The following is a 16,483-nucleotide window of genomic DNA, read 5'->3' on the forward strand; positions in this document are numbered from 1 at the left end:
CTACAGATACAACCATCAATGATATAATAATTGTTGACAAGGCGTTTGCGCCTTGACTGACGAAGAAATGAGGCGTTTCCCCGTGTTTTACTCAATCGCCCGCGGCATTGTCCGCGTTGTGGTATGGCTACTGAATGGCAATACCCACTACCAAAATAAGTCCGCGCTGCCTGACGGGCCGTACGTCCTGGTCGGCCCCCACCGTACCTGGTGGGACCCCATTATGTTTGCCCTCGCAGGGGCACCGCGCGATTATATGTTTATGGCCAAAGAAGAATTATTTCATAATCCGATAATACGCTGGATTCTGGTTCATGCCAATGGGTTTCCGGTTAACCGGGCACACCCTGGTCCCAGTGCCATCAAGACGCCGGTCCGGAAATTACGCCAAGGCCAGCTAGCCCTGATTATGTTCCCTAGTGGCTCACGCTACTCCAACGAACTTAAAGGTGGCGCCGTCCTGATTGCCAAGATGGCCCGTGTACCGCTCGTACCAGCTGTTTACCAAGGCCCGCTGCGTTTCCGCGACCTACTGCGCCGCCAGCGGATCACCGTCCGCTTTGGCGACCCCATCCCCATGCTCACAGGCAAACTGGACGACGCCGCACAAAAAGAGATGGGCAACCGGATGCAGAGCGCCTTTGACCAGCTTGACCAAGAGATCGACCCTAATTTTAAATACGTGACGGACACCAAGAAGTACGCCGAAGAAAAAGAGCACGGAGAAGTTTAAGCCCGCACAGACACAAGCGCTTGTTGACCCACCTAATGGGTACAACAAGCGCTTTTTTTTGTGCCGGCAGCCGTTAGTCGCGCAAACCTATCCTCGAACTAATCCCTAACCGTGCTATAATCGGACTTAATTGCCAGCTAACGACAACGTAATTTCAACCACATCAGTTTGGAGGAACCAAGTTATGTCTTTCTGGTCCAAAATCTTCCGTAAGCAGGATGTGCACACTGCCGTCCTCGCGGATCATCAACTTGCTCGTACCATGACCACCCGCGACCTCATCGCGCTGGGCATTGGTGCTGTTATTGGTACCGGGATCTTTATTCTACCCGGGACCGTCGCCGCTACCACCGCTGGACCAGGAATCGCGATTTCGTTTATTCTGGCAGCCGTGGTCTGCAGCCTCGCCGCCATGTGTTACGCCGAATTCTCGTCGTCACTACCAATTGCCGGCTCGGCCTACGCCTATGGGAACATTGTATTTGGCCAGATCATCGGTTGGATCATCGGTTGGGCGCTCATTCTGGAGTATATGCTCGCCGTCGCGTCCGTTTCCACCGGCTTTGCGGGTTATTTCAGTAGCTTGCTGTCTGGCTTCGGTATTCACCTGCCTCGCGCTATCAGCGGTGCGTTCGATCCGGCGCACGGTACATACATTAACTTGGTGGCCATCATCGTGGTACTCATCGTCGGCCTAATGCTCAGTCGGGGCATGCAGACGTCAATGGTGGTTTCACGTACCATGGTGCTCATCAAAATTGCCATTATCATCCTGTTTGTCGGCGTCGGGCTGTTTTTCATCCGGCCCGTTAACTGGCACCCCTACATGCCGTTTGGTTTCAAAGGTGTGCTGGGTGGCGCCTCGACCGTGTTCTTCGCCTACCTCGGCTTTGACGCTGTTTCTGCTAGTGCGCCCGAAGTGAAGAAACCGCAGCATACCCTCCCACGTGGGATTATTGGTACGTTGATTATTGCCACCATCTTGTACGTGGCAGTCGCCGTTGTTCTCACCGGGATGGTGAAATACACCCGCTTGGACGTGGCCAACCCCGTGTCCTTTGCCCTGCAGGTCGTGCACCAGCCCCAACTGGCCGGTATTATTGCCATTGGCGCCATGGCCGGCATGTTCACCATGATGTTGACGATGGTCTACAGTTCCAGTCGATTGGTTTACGCCATTGGTCGCGATGGCTTGCTGCCACGGTGGTTTGGCCACGTGCGCAACCAGCTGCCCAACAACTCCTTGTGGGTCGTCACGACCATCATTGCGGTGATGGGTGGCTTCATCCCGCTGGATCAACTTGTGAACCTGGTCAACATTGGGACCTGATTGCCTTTGCCTTCGTTTCGATTGGCATCATTCCTTTACGGCGCCATGGTGATATCCATAATACGGGCTTCCGGGTTCCCGGTTACCCCGTCGTACCGGTGCTGTCCTTTATCTTCTGCTTGGTGTTCATGAGCCAGCTCAGCAAGGAAACCTGGATGATGAGTGGCATCTGGTTTGCACTGGGCCTGGTTATCTACTTTACCTACGGCTACCGGCACGGTCAGTTACCAACACCGCAATCTCCACAACGTGACCAGTAACATTAAGCGTCCCGTGTGCGCTTGGCTGACCGTACTACCTGGCATCCCCACTTGTTGGGGGTGCCTTTTTTTTACACCGCCGCCATTCAGTCTTGACTGATGCTACACACTTAGTTGATTATTGTCGTTTATGCAACAAAAGTAGTAAGATTGAGGAGAATATTTTTTTATGGGGAGATGGCAACATGAAGAATGAGCATGATCGTCGCGTTATCCGGACGCAGCATGCCATTAAGCAGGCCTTTGAGGAAATGGTGCTGGCCGATCACGATGGCATGGTATTTCGGTATCCGAGCTCGCAGCGCACGCCGGTATTAACCGGAAAACCTTCTATCTACATTACGATTCGATCGTAGACCTAGCGGATTCCTACGTAGACGACATCGCGCAGGACCTGATTGCCCGGTTGCGCGTCCACAGCATGGAGGACTACCAAAACAATTGGGAACTCTTCATGCACGTCTTCGACGAATTCTTTACGAGTAACCGTGAATTCTACACGTACGTTATGACCAGCGGCGAGTATAGCTTCCTGGCGCGGCGCGTACAGCACGAACTGACCACGTTTTTACAGGATGAACTAGTCACCCAGGTGCACCAGGACAGCGGTGAAGCGGCCCTGATCGCCAACTTCATCGTTTCCAACATGATGTTGATGGTACGCATCCACGCGGCTGGCACCACCACCATGAGCGTAGCGGACATTCGCGACTGGTTAATGAAGCTGATGGTGGGCGGGCTGACCGGTGCGGGGCTCGTCAAGCAGCCAGAACAGCAACCTTTGAACTAATAAGTAACTACGGACCACAAAAGCGGACCACCACCGGGTGATCCGCTTTTACTATGGGGGTACGGGGGTACGCATCCTAGTCGAGGTGCTCACGTCCTGTTTGTAATTCATACATGTCGTAATAACGACCCTTTTGGGCAATCAATTCATCGTGGGTGCCCCGTTCAACGATGCGCCCCGCATCCAGTACCAGAATGAGGTTAGCATCCTTGATGGTTGACAGTCGGTGGGCAATGGCAATGGTGGTCCGCCCCTGCCGCAGCCGGTGTAACCCCTCCTGAATGAGGTTCTCGGTCTCAGTATCGATGTTGGCCGTAGCCTCATCAAGCACTAGTACCTTAGGGTCGGTCACCACGGTCCGGGCAAAGGAGATCAGCTGCCGCTGACCAGAACTAAACTGGCTGCCACCTTCAATCACCTTGGCGTGGTAGCCGCCCGGTAACTGTTCAATAAAACCGTCCGCCTGCACAAACTTAGCAGCGGCTTCAACCTGGGCGTCAGTAATATCTTTGTTATACAGACGAATGTTGCTACTAATATCACCATAAAACATAAACGAATCCTGCAGTACCAGCCCAATTTTGCGCCGCAGTTCCGCGGCCGGGTAGTCCCGAATATCCACGTCGTCAATCAAGACCTGACCCTGACCGAACTCGTAGAAGCGCATCATGACGTTAATAATGGAGCTCTTCCCGCTACCGGTATGTCCAACCAGGGCACTGTTTCACCGGGATTGGCCACAAAGCTAATGTCATGCAAAATTTCGTGTTCACCGTCATAAGCAAAGCTGACATGGCGGAATTCAATTTTGCCCTGCTGCATGACCGCGTGCGCACCAGGATTTTGTGCCGGGGCGTACTCCTTACTATCCAGGATGTGGAAGATACGGCTGCCCGCAACCACCCCATCCTGCAGGAAGGTCAGGTTATCCATCATGTTGGTCATCGGGTTAAAGAAGTTCTGCACGTAAGTGGTAAACGCGTAGACCATTCCTGCAGCCACAAAGCTGTGCAACGAGGTGACCCCAAATGCGGCCAGTACCACCACCAACGCCAGGCTGTACAGAAAACTGATCATGGAGCCGAGGAACACACTGTTGGTACGGATCATCATCCGCCGCGAACGCAAGTAATCCGAGTTGATTTCTTCAAATTCATCGCTGATCCGGTGCTCTTGCCGGAATTGCTGAATAATCTGAATACCCTCAATTGATTCATTGAGCTTAGTGTTCAGTTCTGATAACCGTTCCCGCATGTGCCGGTAAACGCGGCTGGCAAAGTGATTGTAGTACCACACCACAAACATCAGGATGGGCAAAAAAAATCAGTACGAGAGCCGCTACTTTGGGGGCCATCACCATCATCGTGACAAACGAAGTGACGATGCTGGTCAAACCCACGAGTACCGTCAGCCAAACGTTCGCAAAATCTGCAAAGGTCATCGTGTCATTAGTCACCCGTGATACGATCGAACCGGCAGGCGTCTGGTCAAAGTAACGCATGCCCAACTGGTGCAGCTTGGCGAACAGTTGCCGCCGGGCATCTTCTAGGCCCCGCTCACTGCCCATTTGAAACAGAAACGACTGGAAAAACTGGGTGAAGGCTTGATAATCGTGCCCATACCGTAGAGGCTTGCTACTCCCAGAATAACGGCCGTGGTCGCGGACATGTTCCGCAAGTAGCGGTCCATGTATTCTTGCAGAATGAACGGCAAGGCAATATTCATGGCGGACATGCCAATCACACCGACGATGGCGCACCCAAACTGCCGCTTGTACGGTTTGGCGTACGTAAACATTCGGCGAATTATTTTAAATTGTTCCCGCGCGGGGATACTTTGCGACCATGCCGACTGGTATTGATCCTTATCCGGCATCAGTGTCACCCCCTTCAACCTTGTTCGCTAATTGTTGCAACGACCACATTTGTGCGTACCAACCGTGGTTAGCTAGCAGCTGTGCGTGCGTCCCCCGCTCGATAATGCGCCCACCGTCCATGACAATGATTTGGTCGGCGTGCATCACGGAGCTGAGGCGGTGCGCCGCAATGATTGTGGTCTTGTTTGCCCGGTCCGTCTGCATGTGGTCCAGAATTTCTTCCTCCGTACGCGCATCGACCGCCGACAGCGCATCATCAAGGATCAGCAATTCGGGCCAGCCAATAACGGCCCGGGCGATGGCCAAACGCTGTTTTTGCCCACCGGATAGGCTGACCCCATGTTCACCAACCACCGTGTGGTAACCCTCCGGAAAGCCCAGAATGTCATCGTGCACCGCGCTAGTACGCGCCGCTGCTTCTACCGCCGCCGCACTCTCGTTGTAAGCACTGAAGCGGATATTATTCCCCACGGTGGTGGAGAACAGGAAGTTGTCCTGCGGTACGTAGCCGATAGCGTCCAACAATGCGTCCAGTGAGTAAGCCCGAATATCGTGGCCACCAAACTCGATCACGCCATCATAGTGGTCAAATTCGCGCATCAAGAGCTTAAAAATCGTACTCTTGCCTGCACCAACACGCCCAACAATCCCCAACGTCTGGCCAGCGTGCAGCGTAAAGTGTACGTCAACCAACGCGGCGTGATCATCACCGGGGTAAGTAAATTTGTTGATGGCATAGCGGATGTCGCCCGCGGCCGGCGTCGTGATTGGCTGCGGTGCTTCCACCACGGCACTCTTTTCCGCCAGCAACTTTTCTACGCGGTCATAACTGGCGTTCCCCCGCTCCAGAATGTTGAACAGGCGGCCAATGGCAAACATGGGCCAGACCAACGCGGCGACGTACGCCACGAAGGAGACCAACTGGCCGATGGTGATCTGCCGCTGCATGACGAGATAGCCACCAAACACAATCGTAATCAGGTACGTGATACCCATGATCAACGTCGTGGTGGGATCAAACAACGCGTCGATCATGTTCACGCGCCGGTTGATTTTGATCGTCCGGTCAACGATGTTATTAAAGTCCTCAGTGTCCTCTTTGTCCTGGCCAAACGTTTTGATGACCTTGATGCCCGTCACCGATTCCTGGGTCTTGTCGTTCAACCGGGAAAAAGCCGCCTGCGACTCAATAAAGGCGTCGTGTAGGCGCCGCCCCAGTTTCCGGGCCATCACGGCCAGTAATGGCATCGGCAAAATCGCCACCAGGGTCAGGCGCCAATCAACGACCAGTACCATCGCGATCAAAGTCGTACCCCCGGTCAAGAACGAGTCAAAGAGGGTCAGGATACCACCACCAGCAACGTTTTGAATCGCGTTCAGGTCGTTGGTTGCGTGGGCCATCAAGTCCCCCGTGCGGTGACGCTGATAAAACGTCGTGTCCATCCGCATAAAGTGCCAAAACAAGCGCGTCCGCAATGTCCGCTCCAGTGTGGCCGCCCCACCCCAGATGTGGGTCCGCCAACCATACCGAAAGAGGAACTGCAGGATGGCGGCAACCAGCAAGACACCCAGCCATAGTAGTAATTTGGCCGCCGTGACGGTGTGATCGTTCATCGCGTCAACCATGGTCCCAATAATTTTCGGTGGCACCAGGTTCATGAGTGAGGTCATAAACAGGGCCAGAATACCCACTGCGTAGTTACGTCGCTGTGCGCGGAAAAACCACCCCAAGCGTTTAAAGATACCCAACTGCATCAACTCCTCTCCATCACGTACATCAATTAAGCAAGTGTATAGCGGGTTAAAAATAAATTCAAGACTTAAAACAAAATTAAAATGTCATTAGTTTTTGGTCACGGGCCCACACGTCAATCCGTTTGGGCGAGCCATAGCCCCAACCGCCACCCTACTGCCGCCGGCGTATAATGAGGGTGCGGACGTTAGTTGCACCACTAGAGGAGGCCACCATGATGTTCTCATTACAAAACGCCATTGATCAGGCTAATCACGTGTGTTTTATGACCGGGGCCGGCGTTTCGACTGCTTCGGGGATTCCCGATTTTAGGTCCCCCACCGGCATCTACAGCCAACACCCGGAATATTCCTTGTCGGCTGATAATCTGCGGGACCATCCGGCCGCTTTTCACGACTTCATGATCCACCACATGTACTACCCCCAAGCCCAGCCAAACATCATTCACCGCCAGATGGCGGCTATTACCAACCGTAAAGGCACGGTCGTGACGCAAAACATTGACGGGCTCGATCGGCAAGCCGGGACCAAGCACCTGGTCGAATTTCATGGGAACGAATACGACCTGTACTGCACCCAGTGCGGTCAGCCGTTCACACTGGCGGAGTACCAGCAAAGTTATATTCACCAAACGGACCACGGCCTGATTCGTCCCCGGATCGTGTTGTACGGCGAACCCATTGACGAACAGGTGGTACAAGCTGCCATCCAGGCTATTACCGCTGCCGACCTCATTGTGGTTGTCGGCACCAGTCTGGCAGTGTACCCGTTTGCCGGATTGATTCAATACGCTGGCGCTAACGCGGTCATTGCCGCGGTCAACCGCACGCCATTGCCCTTGCCAGCGGGTGGGCACATGATTATCGGCGACGCCACTGAGGTGTTTGCCGCCCTGCAGTGACCCCCACGACCCACAAAAAGGCGCTGATTATTCCTCACGGAATCGTCAGCGCCTTTGCTTGTTCATGATGCGGTACCAGACTACTTGTTGCTACGCTTTTGCGCCTGCTTCATCTGGTTCATCATCTGGTTGAGCTTCTTGGCGGATGGCTTCTGCCCCATCTGCATCATCATGGTGCGCATCATTTCTTCGTTAATTGGCGGGTTGTCCTGGAAGTACTTCTTCATATACGCACGCGCACCGAAGAAACCACCAATCAAACCAACAATAGCACCAATAACAATTCCTAAGATCAACATACCAATCATGCCGGTAAATCCTCCCCACAGTCGATGAATGACTTAAGCTTACCATAGTTGGGCCCAAGTTTGACCAAAAAAAAGGCGACCGGAACGGTCGCCTCGAAACAGCTTTAACGACGCTTTTCGCGAATACGAGCTGCCTTCCCACGCAGTGCGCGCAGGTAGTAAAGCTTGGCGCGACGGACGGCACCGTGACGAACAACCTCAATCTTCTCAACCCGTGGTGAGTGGAGTGGGAAAGTACGTTCAACGCCGACCCCGTTTGAAATCTTACGCACCGTGTAAGTAGCGGAGATACCAACGCCGTGGCGCTTAATAACGACACCTTCAAACAGTTGGATACGTTCGCGGTCGCCTTCGACGATCCGGGCGTAAACACGCAACGTGTCACCAGGACGGAAGTCAGGAACGTCATCCCGCAACTGGGACTTAGTAATATCACTAATCAATTGATTCATAGTTCTTTCTCCTTTGCCGACATTCAATAACCACCCTCTGTGACCAGCGGAATATCGTTGTTAGTGGCGTACCACAATGGTTAAGTCTACCATCTGCATCCGCGGCTGTAAAGGGGCACACCTTGGCAAATACCCCTAGACCTCCGGATGAACATCATCATGAGTATCATCGCTGGCTTGCAGCCGGGCCGCCGCCTGTTTGGTGGCTTCTTCACCACGCACCTCACGCAGCAACTTCTGCGCCTCCGTGCTTAGCGTCAACCCCGTGAGTAGGTCTGGCCGTCGTAAGTATGTCCGGCGTAAACTCTCCTTCAGTCGCCACCGGTTAATTAACTGGTGGTTACCATTTTGCAAGACTTCAGGCACACGCATGCCCCGGTATTCCGCCGGTCGCGTGTACTGGGGATATTCCAGTAACCCATTTTGGAAACTATCGGTTTCGGGGGACACGGAGTTGCCCAAAACCCCGGGCACAAGGCGCGCTGTGGCGTCAATCATGGCCATCGACGCAATTTCGCCGCCCGTGAGCACAAAGTCGCCGAGTGAGAACTCGTCGGTCACGAGCGTCCGGATACGCTCATCGTACCCTTCATAATGCCCACAAATAAAGACCAGGTGTTGCTCATGTGCCAAATCATCGGCGGCAGCTGGTTGAACTGCTTACCCGCTGGATCGAGCAGGATGACCCGTTTAGGGCCCGAATCCTGCGCGTTCACCGCGTCCATGGCCTCAAACAGTGGGTCGGGCTTGAGTAACATCCCGGCACCCCCACCATAAGGCGTATCGTCCACGTGCTGATGCTTATCGTGCGTATACTGCCGAAAGTTGATCAAGTTCAAGTCAAGCAACCCGTCCTCCACGGCTTTGCCAATAAGCGATTGCGTCAACGGGGCAAACATCTCGGGAAATAGCGTTAGTACATCAATTTGCATCTTCTGGATCCAACCCTTCTGGTACGTCAACAATGACCTGTTGGTGCGTCAAATCAACGTTCAACATCACCGAGTGCAGGTATGGTAACAACAAGTCTTGGTGCCCGGGACGATCCACCACCCACACATCGTTGGCACCAGGACTGAGAATTTCTCGCACGGTACCAATGGTGTGGCCGTCAGTATCAACGACGGTTAGACCAATCACATCTTTGTACATAAACTCATCGTCTTCGAGCTCAACGTCAGGCGTGCCAGTAGCCCCCAGCATGGCGCCTTTGAACGGCAGCACCTGGTTGATATCGTCGTAGCCCCGGAACGTCAATAACGGCAACCCTTTGTGAATGCGGACGCTGGCAATCGTCACCGTCACCGGCGGGGTGGTCAAAACTACCAACTCAGCGCCTGCAGCAAAACGTTGGGCGGCAAAGTCGGTGTTGGGCATCACCTTCACCTCACCACGGATTCCGTGGGTATTGACAATTTTACCTACGTGTAAGTATGCAGACATATTTTCTCCTCGTCACCAAAGTGGTGAAAAAGGGGCCAGGACATTGTCCCGACCCCACTGTATCAGTTTACATGCGCTCTATGCATCGACCACGTTAAGCCGTACCCGTTTAGAATACGGACTCTTAGCGGCATACACCACCGTGCGAATAGCACGAATAACCTGGCCACCGCGACCAATCACGGCACCAATATCGTGGGCATCCACGGTGAGGTCAAACACCATAAACCGTTCTTCTTCACGTCGCGTGATCTGAACCGCATCGGGATTGTGCACCAGCGGTACAACTAAATCACGGATCAACGATTCAATTGAGACCATGATTACTTACTGTAGCGTGCTTCGTGATACTTCTTCATGATACCCTGGGCGGACAGCAAAGTCCGAACAGTATCTGAAGGCTGAGCACCCTTCTGCAGCCAGTTGAAGACAGAGTCTTCGTCCAACTTAACCGTAACGGGTTCAGTCAATGGGTTGTAGTAACCAACCTCTTCGATGAACCGGCCGTCACGAGGTGAGCGGCTGTCGGAAACGACGATACGGTAGAATGGGTTCTTCTTGGAACCCATGCGCTTCAAGCGAATCTTTACAGACATGTGTATTATCCTCCTACTAATTCTTAACAAGCAATAGTGTACCAGACGTAGAGAACGGTGTAAAGGTTTTTTTTCTTTACGGCAGAAAATGACGCCCCGCGGGAAGAACGCGAGAACGTAAGTGCAGGCTAGTGAGAGGCCCACACTTGCTTGCCTGACTGCCTGGCAGGCTTGGTACGTGTCAAGCATATATTCTCTCGGCTCGTGGGGCCGGTGGGCACACTAGGACTTGTGATGCTTGATCTTGAGGCGCTTCTGCTTGCGTTTTTTTTCTGCTTTTTGACCATCGACCGCATGGCCATCTTGCCAATGCGGCCGCGGATGCCGCCGCCCATCAGCTGGTCCATGCCGCCCATGTTCCCCTTGCTCATCTTATTCATCATGTCGCGGGCCTGTTTGAACTGCTTGATCATGCGGTTCACTTCCAACACCGGCCGCCCAGAACCAGCAGCAATACGGCGCCGCCGTGACGGGTTGAGAATGTCTGGGTGCGTCCGTTCCTGCTCGGTCATGGAATACACGATGGCTTTCATGTGATCCATATCTTTGGTGTCCACGTGCATGTTCTTGATCTGGGGGTTGTTGGCCATACCGGGGATCATCTTCATGATGTCCTCAATGCCACCCATTTGCTGGACTTGATTCATCTGGTCGATGAAATCATTAAAGTCAAAGGTGTTGGCCTGAATCTTTTCCGCCACCTCGGCGGCCTGCTTTTCATCAAAGTTCTTCTGGGCCTTGTCGATCAGGGTGAGCATGTCCCCCATGCCCAGAATCCGGTTAGCCATGCGGTCCGGATAGAAGACGTCCAGCGCGTCCATTTTTTTCACCCTGACCAATAAACTTAATTGGCTTGCCGGTAACCGACCGGATGGACAGCGCAGCACCACCACGGGTGTCACCATCCAACTTGGTCAGCACGACCCCCGTGATATCTAGTTGGTCGTTGAAACCCTGGGCCACGTCCACTGCGGCTTGCCCGGTCATTGCGTCAACGGTCAGTAAGATTTCGTTGGGGTGCGCGATTTCCTTGATGTCCTGCAATTCCTGCATCAACTTGGCGTCAATTTGCAACCGCCCAGCCGTATCAATCAACACATAATCATTATGGTTCGCCGCTGCTTGGGCCATCCCCTGCCGCACGATTTCGCGGGGATCAGTGTCCGTGCCCATTTCAAAGACAGGTGCCCCAACCGACGCGCCTACTACCTGTAACTGCTTAATGGCAGCCGGACGGTACACGTCGGCGGCAATCAGCAACGGCCGTGCGTGGTCATTTTCCTGCAAATACTTGGCCAATTTACCGACCGTAGTCGTTTTACCAGCACCTTGCAGCCCTGCCATCATGATCACAGTGGGAATATGCGGGGCTTTATTGAGGGGTACCGCGGATTCCCCCATCGTCTTGACCAATTCGTCATTGACGATTTTGATGATTTGTTGGGCTGGCGTTAAGCTTTCCAGCACCTCCGTGCCCACTGCCTTGGTCCGCACTTCCTTTACGAAGTCCTTGACCACCTTGAAGTTAACGTCGGCTTCAAGCAAGGCCAACCGAATTTCGCGCATGGCATCACGCACGTCACTTTCGGACACCTTACCCTTGCGCCGTAACTTACTAAAGGCATTTTGTAACCGTTCCGTTAAACCTTCAAAAGCCATAGTCTTCCCCTTTTATTCTTCAGCCACACGGTTTTCAACCCGTGCGAGTAATTGTTGTAACTCCTGATCGTCCGCATAGTGACTGCGAACATAGGCGCCGAGCGCATCTACGGCCGCGTTTTGCGCTTCAAAGTCGGCCAGCATGTGTAGCTGCCGCTCGTACTCTTCCAATGCAGCGGCACTGCGCCGAATGTTATCGTACACCGCCTGACGACTAACGCCGAACTCCTCCGCAATTTCGCCGAGGGAATAGTCATCGCCGTAATACAGCTCAAGGTACTCTTGCTGCTTGGCCGTTAACAACCCGTGATAAAAATCGAATAGGCTGTTCATCCGGTTAGTTTTAGCTAGTTCCACGCTTCTCAGCCCCTTTTTGTACTTATACAATTCTACCGACGGGGGCGACGACTTGCAAGCGCGAAAGTTCACGTGGGTCCGCACACCAAAAAAAACGCAACTGACCACAGTCAGTTGCGTCACAATTAAAATCGCATTAATCCATCAGCTGGCGGCCATGTTTCTTAGCCTCATAGCGCGCAATCATCGGCATCACGAACCCTAAACCAAACAGCACCACGACGGAAACGCAGTTCATCAACAGTTGGTGGGTAAACGCGTGGGTGCCCCACGCAGCCTCTTGCGGCATAAAGCCATTGTCGCACACACAAAGGTGAACAACAGGCACCAGCCACCAACCAGCATGGCGCCGGGCTTGTTCTTAATGAACGTGTACCCCGACTGGAACTTGTCCGCTTGAGCTCGTAGCGCCAGGAAGGCGAAGAACACCCAGCAAGTTTTGTATGGCGATACGATTCCGTTCAGGTTGAGTAACCAGTTAAAGATGGTGTTGATGTTGGGCAAGGTGCTACTCAACAATAAGAGGAACAGACACAGCTCGCCGTAAAGATGTAAGAATGAATGGGCCGGCCTTGACGGTTCTTTTTGAGTAACCACTGCGGCATGAACCGCGCGGCGGTATCTGCCGACAGCACCCGGCTGGCCGCGTCGATCAGCACCGCCAGTTGGGCCAACATGAACACCAATTGCGTCCCCGCAAACATGTACATGAACAGGTTGCCAACGCCCCATTGTTCACCCAGGTAGTGGAAGGCATAGTAGGAACCGTTCATCTTCAAGTCGTTGGGAAGGTGGTTGGCATCGAAGTACACCCCGAGTGCCAGCGACCCAAAGATGATGAGGAATCCCGTCATGATGGCCAGCATCCACATGGCTTTGGGAAACTCCTTCTTCGGGTTGCGTACTTGCTGAATGTACGTCGCCCCTAATTCCGCCCCCGAAGTAGCAAAAATCAGCAACCCCGTGGTGGAGAAGTAGTGCGTGGAGAAATGTGGCTTGTACGCACTCAGATCAAACAAGTTGCTGGCTGGGTGGTAGCCTTTGGCAATTCCTGCCGCGGCAAGCGCCACGAACAGCACGGCCATCAAGAACATGGCAGCCCCGCCAATCAGCGACATCACTTCCATCGACCGGCTGAACACATTCTCCAAAATAATGAAAATCAAAATTACCAGGAAGGTGAAAATACCGAACCACAACGTCGACATGTGTTTGTCCAGCGTGTTGTTACCCAATACCAACCAGGAGATCGCCACGATGACCGAGTTGGAAACATCAATCAGGTACGGTAGCGTACTGGACCAATACATCCAACTAACGACGTAGCCCAGCGTGTCCCCAGAAGTGTGGCGCACCCACGTGGCCAGGCCACCACCATCTTGGGTAAAGGTAGTCCCAATCTGAGCGGAAATCAGCGCGTAGGGGATAATGTACGCTAGTAGCAAAAAGATCCAGGAAAAAAAATGACCGACAGTCCCTGATTCTGGAACGGGTACAAAATATTTTCGAACCCGATTACCGTCACAAAGACCAGTAAGCCTAGTACTGGCCACGCCATATACTTTTGGCGTGGTTGACCCAACATTGGTGCATCTTGCATAATATCTTAACCTCGTATTCTCAAATGCTCGTCAACACGACCAACATTTACGCACACGGCGGCTTATTGTGAAAATATCCGTAACTTATATTCACTTCGCTCACCTAAATATGTATTCTAGTGGTTGTATAGCATCCAGCGACCACAAACCGTATCACTGCTGCCACAAATTCAATCATTATCCGATAACCGTCATATTATACCCGAATTTTATACTACAGTATATATTTTCTGAAAGGTCCTGATTAATTTATGTATCTCAAGCTTGGAATTACCGCCGCCGCGGCGCAACAAGCCCCGCAAATTACCGGCACACCCCTGCACGACCTGGTGCCTGGCGCCATAGGGGCGGCCATCATTACCGACGATGACCGCGAAGCGTGGGCCCAGCTAACCGCCACGGCCCTCCCCATCCCCACCTTTGTACTCGGCACACACGACCTTGGTGATCCCCACAACCTGCAAGTGACCCCGGTTGCCGTCAACCAACTCACCATGGCAGCCGTAACCGCGGCGGCGGAGAAATACGAAGCCGCCCAGGTGCCGCCGTTTCTGCATGACTTGCTGCAGTTTAGTCACGCCAACCCCACAACCTTTGCTACCCCGGGACACCACGCGGGCCACTACGACGACCTCGCGCCGGCCGGTTACCTCTTTCACCAGGCATACGGCGACACCTTCTTCGCCAGCGACACCAGTGATGTGGTCACCGCGCTGGGCGACATGCTCACCCACGGTGGCACCCCACTCGCCGCGGAGCAGGCCGCCGCTAAGCTGTTCCATGCCGACAAGACCTACTTCGTCACGAATGGCACCACTGGCAGCAACAACATTGTCGCGAGTGCCGCCCTGCAACCAGGTGATCTGGTGCTATTCGACCGCAACAACCACAAATCCTTTTATAACGGGGCGTTGGTCCTTAACGGCGCCATCCCGGTCTACCTCGACACTCTGCGCACCAGTCAGGGACTGATTGGTCCCGTCGATTTGAGTACGGTAACCACGGAGAGTTTACGGGCGGCGGTACGCAAAGTTGCCCCGGAAAAGGCCAACCGCGCGCGCCCATTCCGGCTGGCAGTCTTGGAATTGGAAACCTTCGACGGCATCGTGCCCGACGTCCGCATGCTCCTCGACCAGTTTGGGCCGCTGTGTGATTACATCGCCTTTGACGCGGCCTGGGGTGGCTACGAGCCGTTCATCCCGGCCATGCGCCCTACCGACCCCCTCCAGTTGGAACTAGGTCCGGATGACCCGGGTATTTTCGTTACCCAATCAGTCCACAAGCAACAGTCCGGGCTAGCCCAAACCTCCCAGATCCACAAAAAGGACCATCACATTAAGGGTCAGGCCCGCTACATCAGCCACGCACAGTTTAACCACGCGTACCTTAAACACGTGACCACGAGTTACTCCTACCCCGTGTACGCCTCGCTGGCCGTGAACGTTGCCCTCAACGCAGGCGACCACGGCCAAGCCATTTGGCAGCGGGCCGTTATCGACGCGCAGCAATTTCGTCGCGATCTGCAATCTACGCGCCTATTCTGCGCCCTTAATGCTCCTAGCTTGCTGACCACGCCCGACGACCAAGCCGTCACGGACCCGGCAGTGTGGGCGTTGGCCCCCAACGACGACTGGCACGGTATGCACCAACTACGACCCGGCCAGGCTACCTGGATGCCGGCAAAGTCACGATTACATTGCCGCACACCCATGAACTGGGGGTGTCGGGCTGGGTGCTGGACCGATACTTGCTCGACCACAACATCGTGCCTGAAAAAGCGGACCCAAACTCCGTCTTGTTCCTGGTTACCCCAGGTAGTGGGCATAAGGACTGGCAGCAACTGCTCACCGTTTTGCGCCAATTTGAAGACGACTACTTTGCTGACCGGACCGTGGCTAGCGTGCTTCCCCAATTGGTGGCCGAAACCGGTGACCGGTACGCCAACATGACCTTGCGGCAACTCGCCCAGGAGCTATCCGACTACTTTAACGACCACCACCTTGCAGCTCAACAAGCCGTGCTATTTCAGGGTAGCAATAATCATGACAGCCCGCTGCGGGCCGCGGACGCTGATGCCGCGTTTATGCGGGGTAACTTTGAGACCATCCCCCTGCAATCGGCGGTGGGTCGCATTGCCGTCGAGGGTGCACTACCATACCCACCCGGCATTTTCGTCGTGGTTCCCGGCGAGACCTGGACTGCCGCAGCGGTGCACTACTTTACCACGCTCTACGGCGCCGTGGCACGATTCCCCGGATTCACTCCGGAAATTCAGGGCGTGACCGTCGCTGCCGACGGTACCCCGATGGTCCATGTCGTCCGTCATTAAATAAACCGTCAGCACAGCAAAGGCCCGGTGAGACTGCCACTACATGGTGGCGACCTCACCGGGCCTTTGTGAAACTAATGCAACTAACTGAAACT

The 16,483-nt window shown here is 54.0% G+C and carries 11 protein-coding genes and 6 pseudogenes; 6 read left to right on the forward strand and 11 right to left on the reverse strand.

Annotated features, from left to right (window positions below; translation table 11 throughout):
* The first annotated feature begins 82 nt into the window (after positions 1-82).
* The 4 genes and pseudogenes from JCM13996_RS02775 (at position 83) to JCM13996_RS02785 (ending at position 3,113) form a co-directional block, all read left to right on the forward strand.
* Positions 83-733, forward strand: coding sequence for a lysophospholipid acyltransferase family protein (locus tag JCM13996_RS02775; RefSeq protein WP_054749495.1), 651 nt, complete (start codon positions 83-85; stop codon positions 731-733).
* Between the two features lie 184 nt (positions 734-917).
* A pseudogene (locus JCM13996_RS02780) lies at positions 918-2,323 on the forward strand (APC family permease).
* Between the two features lie 185 nt (positions 2,324-2,508).
* Entirely contained in the window at positions 2,509-2,679 is a 171-nt protein-coding gene (locus JCM13996_RS10760) for a hypothetical protein (protein WP_156321827.1), read from the forward strand.
* A 65-nt stretch (positions 2,680-2,744) separates the two neighbouring features.
* Entirely contained in the window at positions 2,745-3,113 is a 369-nt protein-coding gene (locus JCM13996_RS02785; protein ID WP_263848844.1) for a hypothetical protein, read from the forward strand.
* Positions 3,114-3,189: 76 nt separating this feature from the next.
* On the opposite strand, the pseudogene JCM13996_RS02790 reads toward JCM13996_RS02785, so the two are convergent.
* Together JCM13996_RS02790 and JCM13996_RS02795 are read right to left on the reverse strand one after the other, a co-directional pair.
* Positions 3,190-4,988, reverse strand: a pseudogene (locus JCM13996_RS02790) (ABC transporter ATP-binding protein).
* On the reverse strand, positions 4,978-6,738 hold the full coding sequence (locus JCM13996_RS02795; protein WP_054749674.1) for an ABC transporter ATP-binding protein: 1,761 nt from the start codon (positions 6,736-6,738) through the stop codon (positions 4,978-4,980). Before JCM13996_RS02795 ends, JCM13996_RS02790 begins: the two are co-directional and overlap by 11 nt.
* A gap of 221 nt (positions 6,739-6,959) precedes the next feature.
* Here JCM13996_RS02795 and JCM13996_RS02800 point away from each other — a divergent pair, with 221 nt between their 5' ends.
* Positions 6,960-7,643, forward strand: coding sequence for an NAD-dependent protein deacylase (locus JCM13996_RS02800; protein ID WP_054749497.1), 684 nt, complete (start codon positions 6,960-6,962; stop codon positions 7,641-7,643).
* Positions 7,644-7,723: 80 nt separating this feature from the next.
* On the opposite strand, the gene JCM13996_RS02805 is transcribed toward JCM13996_RS02800, so the two are convergent.
* The 9 genes and pseudogenes from JCM13996_RS02805 to JCM13996_RS02845 form a co-directional block, all read right to left on the reverse strand.
* Positions 7,724-7,951 carry a YneF family protein gene (locus JCM13996_RS02805; RefSeq protein WP_054749498.1) on the reverse strand — a complete coding sequence of 76 codons (228 nt, stop codon included), beginning with the start codon at positions 7,949-7,951 and terminating at the stop codon, positions 7,724-7,726.
* Between the two features lie 104 nt (positions 7,952-8,055).
* Positions 8,056-8,403: a 50S ribosomal protein L19 gene (rplS, locus tag JCM13996_RS02810; RefSeq protein WP_054749499.1), complete on the reverse strand. Its 348-nt coding sequence runs from the start codon at positions 8,401-8,403 to the stop codon at positions 8,056-8,058.
* Positions 8,404-8,538: 135 nt separating this feature from the next.
* Positions 8,539-9,335: pseudogene (gene trmD, locus JCM13996_RS02815) on the reverse strand (tRNA (guanosine(37)-N1)-methyltransferase TrmD).
* Positions 9,325-9,846, reverse strand: coding sequence for a ribosome maturation factor RimM (gene rimM / locus JCM13996_RS02820; RefSeq protein ID WP_054749500.1), 522 nt, complete (start codon positions 9,844-9,846; stop codon positions 9,325-9,327). Before rimM ends, trmD begins: the two are co-directional and overlap by 11 nt.
* Positions 9,847-9,924: 78 nt before the next feature.
* Positions 9,925-10,167, reverse strand: coding sequence for a KH domain-containing protein (locus JCM13996_RS02825; protein ID WP_054749501.1), 243 nt, complete (start codon positions 10,165-10,167; stop codon positions 9,925-9,927).
* A 2-nt stretch (positions 10,168-10,169) separates the two neighbouring features.
* Complete coding sequence (gene rpsP, locus JCM13996_RS02830; protein ID WP_054749502.1) at positions 10,170-10,442, reverse strand: 30S ribosomal protein S16; 273 nt, start codon at positions 10,440-10,442, stop codon at positions 10,170-10,172.
* A 254-nt stretch (positions 10,443-10,696) separates the two neighbouring features.
* Positions 10,697-12,101 (reverse strand): annotated as a pseudogene (ffh, locus tag JCM13996_RS02835) (signal recognition particle protein); the annotation flags it as partial.
* Between the two features lie 12 nt (positions 12,102-12,113).
* Positions 12,114-12,458 carry a putative DNA-binding protein gene (locus JCM13996_RS02840; RefSeq protein ID WP_054749503.1) on the reverse strand — a complete coding sequence of 115 codons (345 nt, stop codon included), beginning with the start codon at positions 12,456-12,458 and terminating at the stop codon, positions 12,114-12,116.
* Between the two features lie 136 nt (positions 12,459-12,594).
* Positions 12,595-14,043: pseudogene (locus JCM13996_RS02845) on the reverse strand (APC family permease).
* 267 nt (positions 14,044-14,310) lie between these two features.
* On the opposite strand from JCM13996_RS02845, the pseudogene JCM13996_RS10355 reads away from it, so the two are divergent.
* Positions 14,311-16,388: pseudogene (locus JCM13996_RS10355) on the forward strand (Orn/Lys/Arg family decarboxylase).
* The last annotated feature ends 95 nt before the right edge of the window (positions 16,389-16,483 follow it).

It is taken from the genome of Lacticaseibacillus thailandensis DSM 22698 = JCM 13996 (genome assembly GCF_001312865.1).
GTDB lineage: Bacteria > Bacillota > Bacilli > Lactobacillales > Lactobacillaceae > Lacticaseibacillus > Lacticaseibacillus thailandensis.

Bases quoted from the DNA above. Each gene is read 5' to 3' on its own strand.
- rimM (WP_054749500.1), bottom strand. From the start codon at position 9,846: ATGTCTGCATACTTACACGTAGGTAAAATTGTCAATACCCACGGAATC.
- JCM13996_RS10760 (WP_156321827.1), top strand. From the start codon at position 2,509: ATGAAGAATGAGCATGATCGTCGCGTTATCCGGACGCAGCATGCCATT.
- JCM13996_RS02825 (WP_054749501.1), bottom strand. From the start codon at position 10,167: ATGGTCTCAATTGAATCGTTGATCCGTGATTTAGTTGTACCGCTGGTG.
- rplS (WP_054749499.1), bottom strand. From the start codon at position 8,403: ATGAATCAATTGATTAGTGATATTACTAAGTCCCAGTTGCGGGATGAC.
- JCM13996_RS02800 (WP_054749497.1), top strand. From the start codon at position 6,960: ATGTTCTCATTACAAAACGCCATTGATCAGGCTAATCACGTGTGTTTT.
- rpsP (WP_054749502.1), bottom strand. From the start codon at position 10,442: ATGTCTGTAAAGATTCGCTTGAAGCGCATGGGTTCCAAGAAGAACCCA.
- JCM13996_RS02805 (WP_054749498.1), bottom strand. From the start codon at position 7,951: ATGATTGGTATGTTGATCTTAGGAATTGTTATTGGTGCTATTGTTGGT.
- JCM13996_RS02785 (WP_263848844.1), top strand. From the start codon at position 2,745: ATGGAGGACTACCAAAACAATTGGGAACTCTTCATGCACGTCTTCGAC.